20 protein-coding genes are annotated in these 18,618 nt (G+C 70.5%); 6 read left to right on the top strand and 14 right to left on the bottom strand.

Annotation, left to right across the window (positions count from 1 at the left end; translation table 11 throughout):
• Positions 1–67 precede the first annotated feature (67 nt).
• Together ACRYRV_RS07480 and thiD are read right to left on the bottom strand one after the other, a co-directional pair.
• Positions 68–913, bottom strand: coding sequence for a universal stress protein (locus tag ACRYRV_RS07480; RefSeq protein WP_253447678.1), 846 nt, complete (start codon positions 911–913; stop codon positions 68–70).
• Positions 914–998: 85 nt separating this feature from the next.
• A complete protein-coding gene (gene thiD, locus ACRYRV_RS07475; protein ID WP_253447681.1) occupies positions 999–1,826 on the bottom strand; it encodes a bifunctional hydroxymethylpyrimidine kinase/phosphomethylpyrimidine kinase in 828 nt (275 codons plus the stop codon).
• Positions 1,827–1,850: 24 nt separating this feature from the next.
• Between thiD and ACRYRV_RS07470 the strand changes: the two genes are divergently transcribed.
• Entirely contained in the window at positions 1,851–2,282 is a 432-nt protein-coding gene (locus tag ACRYRV_RS07470) for a YqaA family protein (RefSeq protein WP_253447684.1), read from the top strand.
• Positions 2,283–2,318: 36 nt separating this feature from the next.
• Here the strand turns inward: ACRYRV_RS07470 and ACRYRV_RS07465 are convergent, their stop codons facing one another.
• The 5 genes from ACRYRV_RS07465 to ACRYRV_RS07445 all read right to left on the bottom strand — a co-directional run bounded on the left by ACRYRV_RS07465 (position 2,319) and on the right by ACRYRV_RS07445 (position 6,648).
• On the bottom strand, positions 2,319–3,734 hold the full coding sequence (locus ACRYRV_RS07465; protein ID WP_444985515.1) for a TRAP transporter large permease: 1,416 nt from the start codon (positions 3,732–3,734) through the stop codon (positions 2,319–2,321).
• Positions 3,734–4,282 (bottom strand): TRAP transporter small permease subunit, encoded by a 549-nt coding sequence (locus ACRYRV_RS07460; protein WP_253447688.1) that lies wholly within the window; start codon positions 4,280–4,282, stop codon positions 3,734–3,736. The genes ACRYRV_RS07465 and ACRYRV_RS07460 overlap by 1 nt, the downstream gene beginning before the upstream one ends.
• Positions 4,283–4,364: 82 nt before the next feature.
• On the bottom strand, positions 4,365–5,189 hold the full coding sequence (locus ACRYRV_RS07455) for an endonuclease/exonuclease/phosphatase family protein (protein ID WP_253451924.1): 825 nt from the start codon (positions 5,187–5,189) through the stop codon (positions 4,365–4,367).
• Position 5,190: 1 nt separating this feature from the next.
• Positions 5,191–5,826 carry a thiol:disulfide interchange protein DsbA/DsbL gene (locus tag ACRYRV_RS07450; RefSeq protein WP_253447690.1) on the bottom strand — a complete coding sequence of 212 codons (636 nt, stop codon included), beginning with the start codon at positions 5,824–5,826 and terminating at the stop codon, positions 5,191–5,193.
• Between the two features lie 198 nt (positions 5,827–6,024).
• A complete protein-coding gene (locus ACRYRV_RS07445; RefSeq protein WP_253447692.1) occupies positions 6,025–6,648 on the bottom strand; it encodes a c-type cytochrome in 624 nt (207 codons plus the stop codon).
• Between the two features lie 237 nt (positions 6,649–6,885).
• Here ACRYRV_RS07445 and yihA point away from each other — a divergent pair, with 237 nt between their 5' ends.
• Positions 6,886–7,491, top strand: coding sequence for a ribosome biogenesis GTP-binding protein YihA/YsxC (yihA, locus tag ACRYRV_RS07440; protein ID WP_253447694.1), 606 nt, complete (start codon positions 6,886–6,888; stop codon positions 7,489–7,491).
• Positions 7,492–7,523: 32 nt separating this feature from the next.
• Here yihA and ACRYRV_RS07435 read toward each other — a convergent pair whose 3' ends face one another.
• Genes ACRYRV_RS07435 through argH form a run of 7 tightly spaced genes read right to left on the bottom strand, consistent with a single transcriptional unit; the run spans position 7,524 to position 13,672 of the window.
• Positions 7,524–8,285: an HAD family hydrolase gene (locus tag ACRYRV_RS07435; RefSeq protein WP_309637394.1), complete on the bottom strand. Its 762-nt coding sequence runs from the start codon at positions 8,283–8,285 to the stop codon at positions 7,524–7,526.
• Positions 8,282–9,214: a tyrosine recombinase XerC gene (locus tag ACRYRV_RS07430; RefSeq protein WP_444985516.1), complete on the bottom strand. Its 933-nt coding sequence runs from the start codon at positions 9,212–9,214 to the stop codon at positions 8,282–8,284. The genes ACRYRV_RS07435 and ACRYRV_RS07430 overlap by 4 nt, the downstream gene beginning before the upstream one ends.
• A 10-nt stretch (positions 9,215–9,224) precedes the next feature.
• Complete coding sequence (locus tag ACRYRV_RS07425; RefSeq protein ID WP_444985517.1) at positions 9,225–9,923, bottom strand: DUF484 family protein; 699 nt, start codon at positions 9,921–9,923, stop codon at positions 9,225–9,227.
• 31 nt (positions 9,924–9,954) lie between these two features.
• Positions 9,955–10,803, bottom strand: coding sequence for a diaminopimelate epimerase (gene dapF / locus ACRYRV_RS07420; protein WP_309637391.1), 849 nt, complete (start codon positions 10,801–10,803; stop codon positions 9,955–9,957).
• Positions 10,803–12,074 carry a diaminopimelate decarboxylase gene (gene lysA / locus ACRYRV_RS07415; protein ID WP_309637390.1) on the bottom strand — a complete coding sequence of 424 codons (1,272 nt, stop codon included), beginning with the start codon at positions 12,072–12,074 and terminating at the stop codon, positions 10,803–10,805. Before lysA ends, dapF begins: the two co-directional genes overlap by 1 nt.
• Before the next feature lie 3 nt (positions 12,075–12,077).
• The gene (lptM, locus tag ACRYRV_RS07410) at positions 12,078–12,242 is read right to left on the bottom strand and encodes an LPS translocon maturation chaperone LptM (RefSeq protein WP_374711076.1); all 165 of its coding nucleotides are present in this window, start codon (positions 12,240–12,242) and stop codon (positions 12,078–12,080) included.
• Positions 12,242–13,672, bottom strand: a complete 1,431-nt coding sequence (argH, locus tag ACRYRV_RS07405; RefSeq protein WP_444985518.1) for an argininosuccinate lyase — start codon at positions 13,670–13,672, stop codon at positions 12,242–12,244. Before argH ends, lptM begins: the two co-directional genes overlap by 1 nt.
• A 265-nt stretch (positions 13,673–13,937) precedes the next feature.
• Here argH and hemC point away from each other — a divergent pair, with 265 nt between their 5' ends.
• From hemC to ACRYRV_RS07385, 4 genes are read left to right on the top strand one after another with little or no spacing between them, the layout of a single operon-like run.
• A complete protein-coding gene (gene hemC / locus ACRYRV_RS07400; RefSeq protein ID WP_253447708.1) occupies positions 13,938–14,879 on the top strand; it encodes a hydroxymethylbilane synthase in 942 nt (313 codons plus the stop codon).
• Positions 14,879–15,673: a uroporphyrinogen-III synthase gene (locus ACRYRV_RS07395; protein ID WP_253447710.1), complete on the top strand. Its 795-nt coding sequence runs from the start codon at positions 14,879–14,881 to the stop codon at positions 15,671–15,673. The genes hemC and ACRYRV_RS07395 overlap by 1 nt, the downstream gene beginning before the upstream one ends.
• Positions 15,674–15,680: 7 nt before the next feature.
• Entirely contained in the window at positions 15,681–17,180 is a 1,500-nt protein-coding gene (locus ACRYRV_RS07390) for a uroporphyrinogen-III C-methyltransferase (RefSeq protein ID WP_444985519.1), read from the top strand.
• Positions 17,177–18,559: a heme biosynthesis HemY N-terminal domain-containing protein gene (locus ACRYRV_RS07385; protein ID WP_444985520.1), complete on the top strand. Its 1,383-nt coding sequence runs from the start codon at positions 17,177–17,179 to the stop codon at positions 18,557–18,559. Before ACRYRV_RS07390 ends, ACRYRV_RS07385 begins: the two co-directional genes overlap by 4 nt.
• Positions 18,560–18,618 lie beyond the last annotated feature (59 nt).

Below are 18,618 nucleotides of genomic sequence, written 5' to 3'. Positions count from 1 at the left end.
TGAACCTCCACGCGGGGATCGGGTATTGTGCAGACCGATATTTTGCGTGAAGGTTCTGTATAGGTATCTACCAGGCGCGGCAGAGCATGATGTCGCAGTGGGGCTCGGCCAGCAGCTGTTCGGTGATATGGCTCTGGCGCCCCAGCTGGCCGCGGCTGCCCAGGGCCAGCAGGTCCGGGGGCTGGCGGCGCAGCCGGGTCATCAGCACCTCCAGGGGGTCGCCCTGCTCCAGCACCAGCTCCAGCTCCGGCACGTCGTCGAGCTCGGCCATCAGCTGCTCGGTCTCGCGCTCGAGCTGGGTGCGCAGCCGCGCCACCTCGCGGTCCCGCCAGCGGGCGTAGTCGCCGTCGGAGCCCAGCTCGCGCTCGCCGGGAATGTCCCAGGCGTGGAGCAGGGTGAGGCGCGCCTCGGGGAAGCGCTTGAGGGTCTCGCGCAGGGTGTGGCGGGAGGTCAGCGAGAAGTCCACCGGGACCAGGATGTCGCGCCACTCCTGGCTGGCCAGGTGGCTCACCGTGAGCACCGGGCAGGGGGCGCTGCGCAGCACCCGGGCCAGGGTGGTGCCGGCGACGAGATCGGGCTGGCCGCGCTTGCGGTGGGCGCCCAGCACGATCATGTCCACGCTGCGCTCATGGGCCTCGCGGATGATCTCGGCATAGGGGGAGCCTGCCACGGTCTGCAGCAGCACCTGGGGCTCCGGCAGGGCGTAGTCCTCGCGGATATCGGTCAGCATCGCCTGCATGTCCTCGACCACGGCCTCCTCCAGGTCGCGGAGCACCCGGCGCGGCAGATAGGGGTCGAGGACGTGGATCACGTCCAGGCGGGCGCCCTGCTCGCCGGCCAGGCGGAGGGCCCGGGCGAAGGCGGCACGGTTCTCGGCCGAGAGGTCACAGGCGAACAGCAGGGTCTGAGTCATGGTGGCGGTCTCCGCTTCCCGTAAGTGGGACCTTCAGGATGGGAGGCCGACGCTCCCCCTGCAAGGGGCAGGCGCCGGAAAGGCGCTACCACCAGGCGTGGAAGTGGTGAACCGGGCCGCGCCCTTGACCCACATCAAGGCGCCGGCTCGCCTCCAGCGCCGCACCGAGCCAGCGCTTGGCCCGGGTCACCGCCTCGGGGAGGTCATCGCCCAGGGCCAGGCGGGCGGTGATCGCCGATGAGAGGGTGCAGCCGGTGCCGTGCAGGTTGGCGGTATCCACCCGGGCCCCCTCCACCCAGAGCGCCGCGTCGGCGGTGATCAGCAGATCGGGGCACTCCTCGCCGGCGAGGTGGCCGCCCTTGAGGAGGGTGGCGCCGGCGCCCAGGGCGCGCAGCGCCGGGGCCAGGGCGACCATGCTCTCCCGGTCGTTCGGCTCCGGAGCGCCGAGCAGCACCGCGGCCTCCGGCAGGTTGGGGGTGATCAGGTCGGCCAGCGGTACCAGCACCTCGCGCACCGCACGGATGCCGGCGTCGTCCACCAGGATATCGCCGCTCTTGGCCACCATTACCGGGTCGAGCACCACCCAGCGCGGCCGGCGCCGGGTCAGCGCCTCGCGAATCACCTCGGCCACCTCCCGGCTTGCCACCATGCCGATCTTCACCGCGTCGATGCGCACGTCGTCGAGCAGGGTCTCGAGCTGGGTGGCGATGAACTCCGCCGGCACCGGGTGCACGCCGCTGACGCCGCGGGTGTTCTGGGCGGTCAGGGCGGTGATCACGCTGCTACCATAGGCGCCCAGCGCCGAGAAGGTCTTGAGGTCGGCCTGGATGCCGGCGCCGCCGCTGGGGTCGGAGCCGGCGATGGTCAGCGCATTGGGTATCGCGGGTCTGGCAGTCGATGAGGAGTCGTTCATGGCATTACCTGGCAGGATGAGTTCATGCTGAGTCTGTTTCTGGTGGCCCTGGTCAGCGCCACCCTGCTCCCCGGCGGCTCCGAGGTCTGGCTGGCACGCCTCTGGTGCCTGGGCGAGCCGGCCCTGATGCTGTGGGCGGTGGCTACCGCCGGCAACACCCTGGGCAGCCTGATCAACGTCTGGATGGGGCGCTATGCGCGCCGCTTCCAGGACCGGCGCTGGTTTCCCGCCTCCCCGGCGGGGCTGGCCCGGGCCGAGCGCTGGTACTTCCGCTTCGGCGAGTGGAGCCTGCTCTTCTCCTGGGCGCCGGTGGTGGGTGACCCGCTCACCGTGCTGGCCGGCGTCTTCCGGCTCCCCTGGTGGCGGGCCATCCTGCTGATCACCCTGGCCAAGGGGGGGCGCTATGCCCTGGTGCTGCTGCTCGCCCACCAGTGGCTGGCGCCCCTCTGCCAATAAACCGTCCCCGGGCCAGTAGGCCGCTGAGGGGCCACCCTACATGATCGAGGGCAGCCAGGTGGCGAGCCCCGGCATCAGCGCCAGCGCCAGCAGCATGCAGAGCTGCATGGCGATAAAGGGGATCACCCCCCGGTAGATCGCCGAGGTGGGCACCGAGGCCGGCGTCACCCCGCGCAGGTAGAAGAGCGCGAACCCGAAGGGCGGCGTCAGGAAGGAGGTCTGCAGGTTCACCGCGATCATGATGCCGAGCCAGATCGGGTCGACCCCCATGGCCAGCAGCACCGGCCCCACGATGGGCACCACCACGAAGGTGATCTCGATGAAGTCGAGGATGAAGCCGAGCAGGAAGATCACCACCATCACCACCAGGGTGGCGCCCACCACGCCGCCGGGCAGCGCCTCGAACAGCTCGGTGACCAGCTCCTCGCCGCCGAAGGCGCGGAACACCAGCGAGAAGAGCGCGGCGCCGATCAGGATCAGGAACACCATGCTGGTGACCTGGGCGGTGGACTGCACCACCTCCCGCAGCACGGGCAGGTTCAGGCGACGGTTCACCAGGGCCAGCAGGAAAGCGCCGAAGGCCCCCACCGCCGAGGCCTCGGTGGGGGTAGCGAAGCCGCCCAGGATCGAGCCCAGCACGGCGACGATCAGCAGTACCGGCGGCACCAGCCCCTTGAGCAGCAGCGGCCAGAGGCTGCCGGTGTGGCCCAGCTCCTTCATCAGGGAGTCGCGGTTGGCGGGCGGTGCGGCCTCGGGCTTCACCCAGGCGGTGATCACCAGGTAGAGGATATAGGCGCCCACCAGCAGCAGGCCCGGCACCAGGGCGCCGATGAAGAGGTCGCCCACCGAGAGGGTGCGCGGGCTCCAGACCCCCATGGAGAGCTGGGCCTGCTGGTAGGCGTTGTTGAGCACGTCGCCCAGCAGCACCAGGGCAATGGAGGGCGGGATGATCTGGCCCAGGGTGCCGGTGGCGCAGATGCTGCCGGTGGCAAGCGACGGCGCGTAGCCGCGCTTGAGCATGGTGGGCAGCGAGAGCAGACCCATGGTCACCACGGTGGCGCCGACGATGCCGGTGGAGGCCGCCAGCAGCATGCCTACCAGCACCACGGCGATGCCCAGGCCGCCGCGCAGGGCGCCGAAGGCCAGCGACATGGCGTCGAGCAGGGTCTCGGCGATGCGCGACTTCTCCAGCAGCACCCCCATCAGCACGAAGAGCGGCACCGCCAGCAGCGTCTGGTTGGTCATGATGCCGTAGAGGCGATTGGGCATGGCGCCCAGGTAGCGGGTCTCGAAGGGCACCGGCACGCCCATCTGGATCAGCGCATAGCCGATGCCGGCGAAGATCAGGGCGGTGCCGGCCAGCGACAGCGCCACCGGGTAGCCCAGCATCAGCACGCCGCAGACGGCGGCGAATATCACCAGCGGCATGAACTCGAGGAGAGTGGCCAGCATTACAGGAGTTCCTCATGCTGCGGGGTGTCGTTGGGCAGGCGGTGACGGATGATCAGTACCTGGCGGATCAGCTGGGCGATGCCCTGGATCAGCAGCAGCGCCATCATCACCAGGATCAGGGTCTTGAGCAGGTAGACGCCGGGAATGCCGCCGTCCGGCGAGCGCTCGAGGATGGCCCAGCTGCTGCGTACATAGGCGAAGCTGCCGATGGCGATGAAGAGCACCACCGGGATCAGCAGGAAGAGGGTGCCGAAGAGGTCCACCCAGGCGCGGCCCCGGGCGGTGAGTCGCCGATAGAAGATATCCACACGCACATGGCCGTCGCGGCGCAGGGTCCAGGCGGCCCCCAGCATGAAGACGGCGGCATGCATGTACATTACCGACTCCTGCATCACGGTGCTGTGGATGCTGAAGACGTAGCGCATCACCACGATGGCGAACTGCACCAGCATCATGATGATGACCAGCCAGGCGACGGCGGTGCCGACGCGGTCGGTCAAGGCGTCCAGGCCCCGTAGCAGGGCCGGTTCGCGGGCGGGGGTGGTCATGGGAGCTCTCGTGCTGAAGCGGAAACGACGGGCATCATCGCCGATTAGACGCTGATCGTCATCCCCGTGGCCTCAACGGCGCCTAGGCGTCCTCGTTTCTCAGCCTGGCGGTAATGACCTGCAGGCAGGCGGGGGGGAGCTGAAGGTCCACGGCGATCGGCAGATGGTCCGAGAAGAGGTGATCCAGCACCCGTACCTCGGCGGCCTCCAGGGAGTTGGAGAGCAGGATGTGGTCCAGCGCCCGACGCGGCTGCCAGGAGGGGTAGCTGAGCAGTGGGCGTACGGGATGCAGCGGCAGCGAGGCGCAGAAGCGCTGATGGCCGTGGAGCTGCTCCGGCGTGCAGTTGAGGTCACCCATCACCACCACGTGGCGCAGGGGCTGGATGATCTCGGAGAGGTAGTCGAGCTGGCGCACCCGGGTGCGGTGCCCCAGGGCCAGGTGGGCCACGAAGAGGTGCAGCGCATCGGGGCCGTCACCGAAGCGGGCGTGGATGGCGCCGCGCCCCGGCAGGGTGCCGGGCAGGCGGTGCTCCTCGATGCGGTCCGGCGTCAGCCGCGACAGCAGCCCGTTGCTGTGCTGGGCGATGCGGCCCAGGTTGCGGTTGAGCTGCTGGAAGTGGTGGGGAAAGCCCCCGCGGCTGGCCAGATACTCCACCTGGTTGACGTTGCTGGAGCGGAAGCTGCCGCCGTCGACCTCCTGGAGACCGACGATATCGAAGCGCCCCAGCACCTCGCTGACCATGTCCAGACGCCGCAGGCGCTTGGGATGGGGGAGCAGGTGCTGCCAGCTGCGGGTCAGGTAGTGGTGGTAGGCCGAGGTCTGGATGCCCACCTGCATGTTGAAGGTGAGCAGCTTCAGGTGGCCGCCCTCCAGGGGCGGCGTCCTTGCCTCGGCCAGGTGCGACATCTCAGCTGTCACCACGCTCTTCGCGCACCTTCTCGATCAGGGCGTCGGCAATCTGCGGCATGTTGGAGAGGCTGCCGGCGCTGCTCGGGGTGACCAGGTAGCGGCCGTCGATGATCAGGGCCGGCACGCCCATCAGGCGCATGGCGCGCAGCCGCGAGTGTGCCTGGTTGACCTTGCTCTTCACCGCGAAGGAGTTCAGCGCCTGCTGTGCCTCCTCCTCGCTGACGCCGTAGCCGCTGAAGAAGGCGGCCAGCTCGCCCGCCTCGGTCAGGCGGCGGTTCTGCTGGTGGATGGCCGCAAAGAAGTCGGCGTGGACCGCCTCCGCGATGCCCAGCTCCTCGGCGGCATAGTAGGCCGCCGCATGCTTGTTCCAGTCGCCGCCCATGGTGCCGGGCAGGTGCACCACGCTGACGTCGTCATCCAGGGTCTCGTACCAGGGGGTCACATGCTCCTGGAGGTTGTAGCAGTGGGGGCAGCCGTACCAGAACGCCTCGGTGACCTCGATCTGGCCTTCGGCGACGCGGGTCTCCACGGGCTGCGGCAGCACCTCGTAGTGCTGGCCCTCGACCAGCGGGGAGGCGGTGGCCAGGGTCGACAGGCCGAGGCCGGCCAGGGCAAACAGCAGGGGCTTGAACATCGTTGACTCTCTCCTTGAATGGCGTCGTCCCGGGGCGGGCGTCGCTGCCTTTGAGCGCACCTTTCGCCGAGGGTTCCCGCAGCGCTGCGGGTGGGCCGGGTCAGTACAGATACGGCTCGGTACAGATACGACAAGGGCGGCCTCGGGGCCGCCCTGGCGTGTCGCTGATGCGGTGGCGATGCTCGCCTCGCGTCAGGCTCAGTGCAGGCCGTAAAGGTAGTTGGCGACGGCTTCCATGTCGGCATCGCTCATCTTGGCGGCGATATCGCGCATCATGTTGGCCGGGTCGTTGGCCCGCTCGCCGGCGGCGAAGTCCTGCAGGGTAGAGACGGTGTAGTCCACGAACTGGCCGGAGAGGGCCGGGTAGGCCGCGCTGCCGATGCCCACGCCGGTGGGGCTGTGGCAGGCCGCACAGGCCGGGATGCCCTTGGAGAGGTCGCCGGCACGGTAGAGCTCCTCGCCGCGGGCGAGCTGCTCGGCGTTGTCCGGGTCGACCTGGCCCAGGTTGGCGTCCTGCTGGGCGTAGAACTTGGCGACGTCCCAGGCGTCCTGGTCGGAGAAGTTGTCGACCTGCCCGGCCATCTCGGGCACCAGGCGGTGGCCGTCACGGATATCCATGATCTGCTTGGCCGTATAGGAGGCCTGCTGCCCTGCCAGGTGCGGGAAGGCCGAGGCGGGGCTGACGCCCGTCGGGCCGTGACAGGCGGCGCAGGTCTGAGCCTTCTCGCGGCCCGCCGCCGCATCGGCGTCGGCCTCCAGGTCGGCGTGGGCGGCGCCGACGGCGCCCATGGTAATTGCCAGGCTTGCCAGTAACTTTCTCATCGCTAATCCACTATGCCGTTACGTTGTTGACCGGTACGTACCCTGGGTGCCGCCCGGATCGCGAGGCCGCTCGACCCCTGCCAAGGTGCCGGTGGTTCGCGGACGTCGAGGGCGCGGTGGTACACTAGCGTGCCCCGGGTCGCAGACAAAAGACACTGCATTATACCGAATCACCCCGGCCGCGGGAATGCAAGCCGCGCCCCGTCCCCCTTCGACCATCGTCAGGATGTCATCGCCATGGCGCGACTCAACTACCAGACCGCCCGTTTTCTCATCAGTGCTCCCACCCTGGCCCAGTGCCCCGCCGACAGCGGCGCCGAGGTCGCCTTCGCCGGGCGCTCCAATGCCGGCAAGTCCAGCGCCATCAATGCCCTGACTCGCCAGAAGGCCCTGGCGCGGACCTCCAAGACGCCGGGGCGCACCCAGCTGATCAACCACTTCTCCCTGGGCGAGAACGCCGAGCTGCGCCTGGTGGACCTGCCCGGCTACGGCTACGCCAAGGTGCCGGAGAAGGTGAAGCTGGAGTGGCAGCGCCATCTTTCCGACTATCTGCAGCGGCGCGCCTCCCTGCGCGGCCTGGTGCTGGTGATGGACGTGCGTCACCCGCTGACCGAGTTCGACCAGACCATGCTGGGCTGGGCCGATGACCAGGAGATGCCGGTGCATATCCTGCTGACCAAGGCCGACAAGCTCAAGCGCGGCGCGGCGGCCAGCGCCCTGCAGCAGGTGCGTAGCCGGCTGCGGGAGTGGGAGGACCTGGTCAGCATCCAGCTCTTCTCGGCCCTCAAGGGCCAGGGCATCGATACCCTGGAGCAGCGCCTGGACGCCTGGCTGCTGGACTAGTCTCCGGCACCTTTCGCTATCGGAGCATGTCGTTATCGCTGCCTTTCCAGCCAGCGGATCAGCGCCGGCAGCTCGCGCACATGGTCCAGGCGGTGGATGCCGCCGGGGAGCGGGCGGTCGTCGGGGCCGATCCAGGCCGCCTGCATGCCCAGCCGCCGGGCGGCCAGGGCGTCGTCCTCCCAGTGGTCCCCCACGTGCAGCGCCCGTGACGGGGTGGTGCCGAGCCTGGCCAGGGCGGCCAGGAAGGGGCGCGGGTCGGGCTTGGGAGCGAGCAGCTCGCCGGCGGCGATGGCCACCGGGAAGTGGCGCCCCAGGGGCAGGCGGGCGATCTCCACGTTGCCGTTGGTGATGCTGGCCAGCCGGTAGCGCCGCCCCAGCGCCTCGAGCAGCGCCTCCACTTCCTCGAAGGGTACCACCTCGTGGCGCAGCGCCATGAAGCGCTCCATGGCGCGCCTGGCCCAGTGCGCGGCCTGCTCCGGGGGCAGGCCGTAGGCCTCCAGCAGCTCGCCGAGCGCCCGGTGGCGCAGCCAGGTGAAGTCGCCGCGGCGCAGCGGGTGCTCGGCGGCGAGGCGCAGGCGATGGGCGATAAAGGCCTCCAGGGGGAAGCGCTCGGCGAAGCGGCCGGCGGCGTCCGCCGGTGGCGCTCCGCCACCCTGCTCGCCGAGCCGCCCCTCCCGCCATTCGTTCAGCGCCTGATCCAGCCAGGCGTAGTGCCCGGTCTCGGTGCGCTGCATCACCCCGCCGTTGTCCCACAGGGTGTCGTCCAGGTCGAAGGTGATCGCCTCGAGTCTCATGTCGGGGCCTCGTCGTCGCGGCCGCGCGCCCGGCGTGCCCTGGGGTGGGCGGCGTCGTAGCTGGCGGCCAGGTGCTGCCAGTCCAGGCGCGTATAGACCTGGGTGGTGGAGAGGTTGGCGTGGCCGAGCAGCTCCTGGACGGCGCGCAGGTCCTGGCTCGACTCCAGCAGGTGGCTGGCGAAGGAGTGGCGCAGGCGGTGGGGGTGCAGGTGCTCGTCGAGGCCGCGGCGGCGGGCGACCAGGGCCAGGCGCTGCTGAATGGCGCGATGGCCGAGGCGGGCGCCCCGGGCGCCGACGAAGAGCGCCGCCTCGCCGGGGGCGGCCAGGGTGCCCCGCACCACGAGCCAGAGGTCCAGCGCCTGAAGGGCGCGGCGACCCAGGGGCACCTGGCGGGGCTTGCCGCCCTTGCCCTTCACCCGCACCCGCTCCGGCTGAAGGTCGCCGAGATCGAGGCCGGCCAGCTCGGCCAGGCGCAGGCCACAGGAGTAGAAGAGCTCCAGCATCGCCTGGTCGCGCACCGCCAGGGGGGAGCCGTCGTGGGGGGTGTCCAGGAACCGGGAGAGACGATCCACGTCCACCGGGCTCGGCAGGTGGCGGGGCTGGCGCGGGGCGCGCACCAGGGCGACCGGGTTGTGGTCGAGCAGGCCGCGCCCCACCAGGTGGTCGGCCAGCCGCGAGAGCGCCGAGCGGCGCCGGGCCAGGCTGCGCGGCGCCAGGCCCCGGGCGCGCTCGCTGCCCAGGAAGCGGCGCACCAGGCCGACATCCAGCGCCGGCCACGCCTCGACCCCCTGGGCCTCGAGGAAGGCCAGCAGGGCGGCCAGGTCGCGGCGGTAGGCGTCCAGGGTGGCGGGGCTCGCCGTGGGGGCGAGCCCCGCCAGGAAGGCGTCGACCTCGCCGGTAAGGGAAGCTGCGGCGCCTCGTTCAGCCATGGTGCGACACCTAGCGCACCAGCAGCCGGGCCACCACGTCCCCGACGTACTCGGTGAACAGGGTGTCCATGCTGGCCCGGTAGTGGTCGGCGTCGGGGCTGGCCAGCACCAGGTAGCCCAGGGGCTCGCCCAGGGTCAGCCGGGTGATGGCGCAGGAGCCGGAGCGGCGCGGTGCGGTGGCGTGGGGCAGCAGCCGCTTCCAGTCGGTGGGGGTGAGCCGGGCGCAGCGGCTGGTGCGGCCGTCGAGCAGCGCCGCCAGGCGAGAGCCGGCGTGTTCGTCGAGCACCTGGCGGGGCGCCTGGGGCGGCCGGGGCTCGGCGTCGGTGAGGCTGGCGGGGCACCAGAGCGCCACCGCCGGGGTGGCGAAGTGCTCGCTGAACTGGCTGGCCAGGGCCTGGCCCAGGGCGTCGTTGTCCTCGGCCTCCAGCAGCGCCAGCACCAGCGCCCGGGTACGCCGGTACTGGGCCTCGTTGTGGCGGGCCGACTCCAGCAGCTGCTCAAGGCGCCATTCGGCCTGCTCGGCCCGGGTGCGCAGGTCGTGGACCAGGCGCTCCAGCAGCGAGGTGGCGCCGCGTGCCTCGGGATGGGGCACCTTGAGCTGCTGGAGCAGCCCCTCGCGCCCGACGAAGAAGTCCGGGTGGGTGGCCAGCCATTCGGCCACCCGGTCCGGGTCGAGGGTCTTGCGCGGTTCGGGAACGGCTCGTGACATCACAACTCCTCGGGCGGTGGTTCCTGGCGGGTCAGAACAGGACGATGCGTCCGTCGAAGACCCGTTCGGCGGGGCCGGTCATGGCCAGGGGCGTGCCGGGGCCTTCCCACTCGATGGAGAGGTCGCCCCCGGGCAGGTGCACGGTAACCGGGCTCGTCAGCAGCCCCTGGCGGATGCCGCTGGCCACGGCCGCGCAGGCGCCGGTGCCGCAGGCCAGGGTCTCGCCGCTGCCCCGTTCGAATACCCTGAGACGGATCTCATGGGGCGACACCACCTGCATGAAGCCGACGTTGACCCGCTTCGGAAAGCGGGGGTGGGCCTCGATGGCGGGCCCAAGGCGCTCCACCGGGGCGCTCTCGACGTCCTCGACGCGGAGCACCGCATGGGGGTTGCCCATGGAGACGACGCCGATCTCGAGGCGCTCGCCGTTCACTTCCAGGGCGTGCAGCGGGCGATCCTCGGCGGCGTCGCAGGGCTCAGGCGTGAAGGGCAGGGCCTCGGGGGCGAAGCGCGGCTCGCCCATGTCGACGCGGATGCGGCCGTCGTCCTCCACCAGCAGCACCAGGGGGCCACCGGCGGTCTCCACCCGGATCTCGTGCTTGTGGGTGAGGCGCTGATCGCGGACGAAGCGGGCGAAGCAGCGGGCGCCGTTGCCGCAGTTCTCCACTTCGCTGCCGTCGGCGTTGAAGATGCGGTAGCGGAAGTCCAGGTCTGGATCCCGGGGCGGCTCGACGATCAGCAGCTGATCGAAGCCGACGCCGAAGCGCCGGTCGGCCAGGCGACGGATCTGCTCCTCCTGCAGGCGCGCCCGCTGGGTGACCAGGTCGACCACCATGAAGTCGTTGCCGAGGCCATGCATCTTGGTGAAGTGCAGCAGCATCAGTCGGCGTCCTCCGGCAGCAGCGCCTCGCCGGCCCACAGCTCCTCCAGGCGCTCGCGGCGGCGCACCAGATGGGCTCGGTCGCCGTCCACCATCACCTCGGCGGGGCGCGGGCGGCTGTTGTAGTTGGAGGCCATCACGAAGCCGTAGGCCCCGGCGGAGCGCACCGCCAGCAGGTCGCCCGGGGCGATGGCGAGCGTACGCTCCTTGCCCAGGAAGTCGCCGGTCTCGCACACCGGGCCCACCACATCATAGGTGGCGCTCTCCCGGGGGCGGCGGGTATCCACCGGCAGGATCGCCTGCCATGCCTGGTAGAGGGCGGGGCGGATCAGGTCGTTCATGCCGGCATCGATGATGGCGAAGTTCTTGGTCTCGCCGGGCTTGAGGAACTCCACCCGGGTCAGCAGCACCCCGGCATTGGCGGCGATGGAGCGGCCCGGCTCGAAGAGCAGGGTCAGCCGCTCGCTGCCCTCCCAGGCGGCGAGGCGCTCGAGCAGGGCGGAGGCGTAGTCGAAGGGGGCCGGCGGGCGCTCGTCCCGGTAGGGCACGCCGAGCCCGCCGCCCAGGTCCAGGTGCTCCACCTCGATGCCGCGGCCGCGCAGGGTCTCGAGCAGCACCAGCAGGCGGTCCAGGGCGTCCAGGAAGGGGGCGATCTCGGTGAGCTGGGAGCCGATATGGCAGTCAAGGCCGGCCACCTTCACATGGGGCAGGCTCGCGGCCAGCTCGTAGACGGCCAGGGCCTCGTCCACCGGGATGCCGAACTTGTTGTCCTTGAGCCCGGTGGAGATGTAGGGGTGGGTGCCGGCGTCCACGTCCGGATTGACCCGCAGCGATACCGGCGCCACCTTGCCGAGGCGCCCGGCCACCTCATTGAGGCGTTCGAGTTCGGGGCGCGACTCCACGTTGAAGCACTTTATGCCCACCTCCAGGGCCCGGGCCATCTCGGCCTCCTGCTTGGCGACGCCGGAGAAGACCACCCGGGCGGGGTCGCCACCGGCGGCCAGCACCCGCTCCAGCTCGCCGACGGAGACGATATCGAAGCCGGCGCCCATGCGGGCCAGCAGCCCCAGCACGGCCAGGTTGGAGTTGGCCTTCACCGCATAGCAGATCAGGTGGGGGTGGTCGCCCAGGGCTTCGGTATAGGCGCGGAAGTGCCGCGCCAGGGTGGCCCGGGAGTAGACGTAGCAGGGCGTGCCGAACTGCTCGGCGATACGGGTGAGGGGCACCTCCTCCCCGTAGAGCACGCCGTCGCGGTAGTTGAAGTGATCCATGGCTTAACCGTTCTCGTTGTCCTGGGGAGCCGCCTCAGGGGCGTCGTGGCGCTCGGCGGCCCGCTCGTCGTCGGGCAGGGTGAGGGGGCCCTTCTGGCCGCAGCCGGCGAGGCCCAGGGCCAGCGCCAGGGCCAGCATCGGGGCCAGGGAAGCGGAGAGGCGGCGCATCAGGCGCCGGCTCCCGGGGTGCTCGCGAGAGCGGCCAGGGCGTCTCGGGCGCGCTGGGCGGCGGCGCGCACCTGGTCCGGGGCGGTGCCGCCGATATGATTGCGGGCCGCCACCGAGCCCTCCAGGGTCAGCACCTCGAAGACGTCCGCCTCGATGACGTCGGAGAACTGCCGAAGCTCCTCGAGGCTCATCTCGGAGAGATCCTTCTGCTGCTTCAGGCCGTAGGCCACGGAGAGGCCGACGATCTCGTGGGCGTCGCGGAAGGCGACGCCCTTGCGCACCAGGTAGTCGGCCAGGTCGGTGGCGGTGGAGAAGCCGCGACGGGCTGCCTCGGCCATCTGGGGCTTCTTCGGCTCGATGGCGGGCACCATGTCGGCGAACGCCTTGAGGCAGTCCTTGACGGTATCTACGGCGTCGAACAGCGGCTCCTTGTCCTCCTGGTTGTCCTTGTTGTAGGCCAGCGGCTGGGACTTCATCAGGGTCAGCAGGCCCATCAGGTGGCCGTAGACCCGACCCGACTTGCCGCGCACCAGCTCAGGTACGTCCGGGTTCTTCTTCTGCGGCATGATGGAGGAGCCGGTGCAGAAGCGGTCGGGCAGGTCGATGAAGTCGAACTGGGCGCTGGTCCAGAGCACCAGTTCCTCGCTCATCCGCGACAGGTGCATCAGCAGCAGGCTGGCGAAGGCGGTGAACTCGATGGCGAAGTCGCGATCGCTCACCGCGTCCAGGCTGTTCTCGGCGGGGCGCTCGAAGCCCAGCAGCTCGGCGGTGACGTGGCGGTCGATGGGGTAGGTGGTGCCGGCCAGGGCCGCGGCCCCCAGGGGCATCACATTGACTCGCTTGCGGCAGTCCAGCAGGCGCTCGTGATCCCGGGCCAGCATCTCCTGCCAGGCCAGCAGGTGGTGGCCGAAGGTCACCGGCTGGGCGGTCTGCAGGTGGGTAAAGCCGGGCATGATGGTATCGGCCTCGCGGTCGGCCAGCTCGATCAGCCCGTGGCGCAGGCGGCCGAGCTCGGCGGCGACCTGGTCGATCTCGTCGCGCAGGAAGAGGCGGATATCGGTGGCCACCTGGTCGTTGCGGGAGCGGCCGGTGTGCAGCTTCTTGCCGGTGATGCCGATCTTGTCGGTGAGTCGCGCCTCGATGTTCATATGCACGTCCTCCAGGGCCACCGACCACTGGAACTCGCCGCGCTCGATCTCGTCGCGGATCTCGGTGAGCCCCTCGACGATGGCGTCACGCTCCGCGTCGCTCAGCACGCCGACCCGGGCCAGCATGGTGGCGTGGGCCACGGAGCCCTGGATGTCGTGGAAGGCGAGGCGCCGGTCGAAGTTGACCGAGGCGGTGAAGCGGGCGACGAAGGCGTCGGTGGGCTCGCTGAAGCGGCCGCCCCAGGACTGGTTGGTGCCGTTGGTGGTGGAATCTGCGCTCATCGGGCTTGGCATCCTGCGTGACTGATTGCGGTGAAACGGGCCGCGAGGGCGGCCCGGCGCCGCCGTGGCGGCACCTCTGGACATGCCCGGCAGTGTACCAGAGTCCATCGGCCTGGCGAGCGGCGGACCCGCCGGGGCCGGCGCCGATTTCTCCTGCCCCGCCGGGTGCTTTATGATGGCAGCCTATATGCTGTGAAGAACGCCATTAGCACCGGGCGCCGGCACCGCTGGACGCCGGCAGGGGAACCGGGACAGGGAGAACCTCGTGCAAGCCATCAACAAGCTGCGTATCGCCACCCGCAAGAGTCAACTGGCCCTGTGGCAGGCCGAACACGTTCGCGACCGCCTCATGGAGATTCATCCCGGCCTCGAGGTCGAGCTGGTGGCCATGTCCACCCGCGGGGACAAGATCCTCGACACGCCCCTGGCCAAGGTGGGCGGCAAGGGGCTGTTCGTGAAGGAGCTCGAGGAGGCCATGCTCGACGGCCGCGCCGATATCGCCGTGCACTCCATGAAGGACGTGCCCATGCACTTTCCCGAGGGGCTCGGCCTCTCGGTGATCTTCGCCGGCGCCGAGGCCACCGACGCCTTCGTCTCCAACCACTACAAGAGCCTCGACGAGCTGCCCGAAGGGGCGCGCATCGGCACCTCCAGCCTGCGCCGGGGCCTGCAGATGCAGGAGGCGCGCCCGGACTTCGAGATTCTCTCCCTGCGCGGCAACGTCCAGACCCGCCTGGCCAAGCTCGACGCCGGGGAGTTCGATGCGATCATCCTGGCCACCTCCGGCCTGAAGCGCCTGGGCCTCGACGACCGCATCGCCATGGAGCTGCCCCCCGAGGTCTGCCTGCCGGCCTGCGGCCAGGGCGCGCTGGGCATCGAGTGCCGCCTGCACGACCCCGAGCTGATCGGCCTGCTGGCGCCCCTGGACGATCCCGATACCGCCACCCGGGTGCGCGCCGAGCGCGCCATGAACACCCGCCTGGAGGGCGGCTGCCAGGTGCCCATCGGCGGCCATGCCATCTTCGAGAACGACGGCCAGACTCTCTGGCTGCGCGCCCTGGTGGGCACCCCGGACGGTACCCGAGTGCTGCGCGCCGAGGGGCGCGGCTCCATCCATGAGCCGGAGGCGCTGGGCATCCGCGTCGCCGAGGAGCTGCTGGAGATGGGCGCCGGCGAGATTCTCGCCGAGGTCTACGGCGCCGGCTGATGGGGGCCCAGCCGGTCGTGATCACCCGCCCCGGTGAGCGGGGCGACGTGCTGGCGGCGGCCATCGAGGCTCGCGGCCTGCCGGTGGCGCGCCTCGAGTCGATGCGCGTCGAGGCGCTGCCCGAGACCCCGGCGCAGCGCGCCGCCTGGCTCGATTTCGACCAGTTCCGGCGGGTGGTGGTGGTGAGTCCCTTCGCCGCCGAGTGCCTGGAAGCGGCGCTGGACCGCTACTGGCCCCAGCTTCCCGTCGGCATCGACTACTATGCGGTGGGCGCGGCCACCGCCGAGGCGCTGCACCGGCGCCTCGGCGTACGCGTCCATGTGCCGCCGGCGGAGGCCGGCGAGGACACCAGCGAGGCGCTGCTGCGCCTGGGCTCCCTGCGGCGGCTCGACGACGAGAAGGTCCTGCTGGTGGCCGGTGAGGGGGGGCGCACCCTGCTGGCCGAAACGCTTACCGAGCGCGGCGCCCGGGTCACGCGCCTGGCGGTCTATCGCCGCACCCCTCTCCCTCCTTCCCCCGACATGCAGCACCGCCTGGCCCGGGGCGACTTTCGCGCCCTGGTGGTCAGCAGCGGTGAAATCCTCGAACATCTGGCAAGATGGTGCACGGGCGCCGCCTTGAACCAACCGCTAATCGTTTCCAGCACCCGGTTGGCTACACTGGCCGGCAAGCTGGGGTTCCGTGCCCCCGTCGTGGCGTCCGGCGCCACGCCGGCTGCGCTGACGGCGGCGTTGGCCACCGCCTGTGACCCTCAGGAAGCCGATGTCGATCAAGACGATCTCGAAAAGGGCTAGCGACAAGATGAGCAAGCAACCACAAGAGCAGGACGAACAGAAGGCGTCTGACGGCGCGCAATCGGCGACCTCGGGAGGCGACGCCGGCAAGGGCGGCCACCAGGGGCGGCGACGCTCCCGGCGTTACGACAAGGCGAACCCGGGCGCTGCAGCCCAGGGCAAGCCCGAGACGACCGCCCAGGCCGCCAGCAGGGCGGAGAGCGCCGGTTCAGGCGCGGCTCCTGCCGGCGAGAGCGGCGCCAAGGCGGCCGAGAGCAAGCCCGAGCCTGCCGCCCAGCCGAGCAGCGGCGCTGCCGGCAAGCCTGCCGGCGAGAAGGGCGGCGCTGACAAGGGCGGTGCCGACAAGGGAAGCCCCGCGCCGAAGCCGGCCCCGGGCAGCGACAAGCCGGCCGCCACGCCTCCGGCCGGCGGTGGCGGGGCCTCTCGCCCGACCGGCGGCGGTGACGGTGGCAAGGGCGGCAAGGCGGGTCTCGCCGCTATCGTGCTGGTGATCCTTCTGGCCGTCGGCGTGGTGCTCTTCGGCTGGCAGGCCTGGCAGAAGCTCGACGCCCAGCAGGCGCGCATCGCCGAGCTTGAAAGCGCTACCGGCCAGTTCGCCAGCGCCTCCGAGCAGTTTGCCAGCGCCGCCGACCTGGCGGACCTGGCGCAGCGTCTGGAAGAGGGCGAAAGCGAGCGCGACGCCGCCCTGGACAGCGCCCTCGAAGGCCTGCAGGGCGAGTTCGCCAGCTACCGCGGGGAGGTCAACCAGACCCTCGACCGGGTGCTCGACGAGCTCTCCAGCGAGCAGGAGACCGACGAGCGCGACTGGCTCCACGCCGAGGCCGCCTACCTGCTGCGCCTGGCCAACCAGCGCCTGCAGCTGGAGCGCGACGTCATGGGGGCCGCGGCCCTGCTGCGCACCGCCGATGACCGCCTGCGCGAAGCGGACAATCCCGCCCTGGTGCCGGTGCGCCGCGAGATCGCCAGCGAACTGGCCGCCCTGGAGGCCGTGCCGCGGGTCGACCGCACCGGCCTGTGGCTGGCCCTGGACGCTCAGCAGCGCCAGATCGCCGGCCAGCCGCTCTCCCAGGAGATCGAGGAGCTGGCGGCGCGCTCCGGCATCGAGGAGGCGCCCACCGGCACCTGGCAGCAGCAGCTCTCCCGCTTCGGCCAGGAGCTCAAGGACCTGGTCACCATTCGCCACCATGATGCCGAACTGGAGGCGCTGATCACCCCCGAGCAGGAGTCCTACCTGCGCCAGAGCGTGCGCCTGGTGATCGAGCAGTCCCAGCTGGCGCTGCTCAAGGAGGAGCAGGAGCTCTTCGAGGCGAGCCTCGACAAGGCCCTGACTCTGATCGAGGGCTACTACGACACCTCCGCCTCCGGCGTGCAGTCGGTCGTCGAGCGCCTGGGGGAGCTCAAGGCTGCTGCGATTCGCCCGGAGCTGCCGGACATCAGCGGCTCCCAGCAGGCCCTGGCCACCTTCATCGAGCGCCGCTTCGAGTCGCGCCGGGGAGATGACGCATGAGAAAGCTGATCCTACTTGTCGTTCTGGGCCTGGCGCTCGGCGCGCTCTTCGGCCAGCTGATGATGGCGGTGCCCGGCTACTGGCTGGTGCGGGTCGGCGACACCTCCTTCCAGACCTCCTTCTGGTTCGGCCTGGTCATCCTGCTGGCCGGTTTCCTGGTGCTGCACTTCGTCCTGCGCCTGCTGGTGCATCTGCTCCATCCGGTCTCCAACTTCAAGACGTGGAACGGCCGCGCCCGCAACCGCAACGCCATGAAGCGTACCGTGCGCGGCCTGGTGGCCCTGGCCGAGGGGCGCTGGAAGAAAGCGGAGAAGTCCCTGGTCAAGGCCGCCGACGACTCCAGCACGCCGCTGGTCAACTACCTCTCCGCGGCCCTGGCGGCCCACTACCAGGGCCGTTTCGACCAGGCCGATACCCTGCTCAAGCGGGCGCATCTGAGCACCGAGGGGGCCGACACCGCGGTAGGCCTGATGCAGGCCCAGCTGCTGCTGGACCGCCAGCAGTACGAGGAGGCTCTCGCCATCCTCACTCGCCTGGACCGCCAGCTGCCCAACCACCCCCAGGTGCTCAAGCAGCTCAAGCAGGCCTACCTCAGCGTCAGCGATTGGGATGGCCTGCGCCGCCTGATGCCGCGGCTGGGTGCCCAGCAGCTGATCTCCCGGGAGGAGCGCGACCAGCTCGAGCAGCGCGCCTACCGCGAGCTGATCGTGCGCGAGGCCCGCGAAGGCACCGATATCGAGAAGGTGCGCGGCCTGTGGGCCGACATGCCCGACCACCTGCGCGGCAATATCGAGCTGATCGTGCTCTACGCCGAGGCGCTGGTGCGCGGCGGCCAGGAGCCCATCGCCGAGCGGCTGCTGCGCCACTCCCTCAAGGAGGGCTGGGACAGCCGCCTGGTGCTGCGCTACGGTCTGCTCGACGTGGACGCCGCCCGTCAGCTGGTCACCGCCGAGAAGTGGCTGCAGGAGCGGCCCAACGATCCGGACCTGCTGCTCACCCTGGGTCGCCTGTCGCTGCGCAACGCCTACTGGGGCAAGGCCCAGGAGTACTTCGAGGCGAGCCAGCGCCAGCGCCCCAGCGGCGTGGTCTGTGCCGAGCTGGCCAGGCTCTATGCCAACCTGGGCGAGCACAACAAGAGCCAGCTCTTCTACCGCCAGAGCGTTGAGCTGCTCGACAAGTCGCTGCCCTCCCTGCCCCAGCCCCGTGAGGACAAGGACGTGCTGGCCGAGAAGACGCCCTCTCACGCCAGGAGCAAGGGCAAGGATGACGGCAAGGCCGCCGGTGGTCAGCCGCAGGAAGCGAAAAGCGGTGCCGCCGCGGAGAAGGTCAGCGCCGCCGAGAAGACCGAGAAGAAAGCCGACGAGAAGAAGTCGGCCTGAGGCCAGGCGGCCCCGGCCGCCTCGCCATCATTCAGTAAGGGGGCGCCATCCGGCGCCCC

The organism is Halomonas mongoliensis, assembly GCF_052496345.1.
This window is presented reverse-complemented; position numbering and strand designations above follow the sequence as displayed.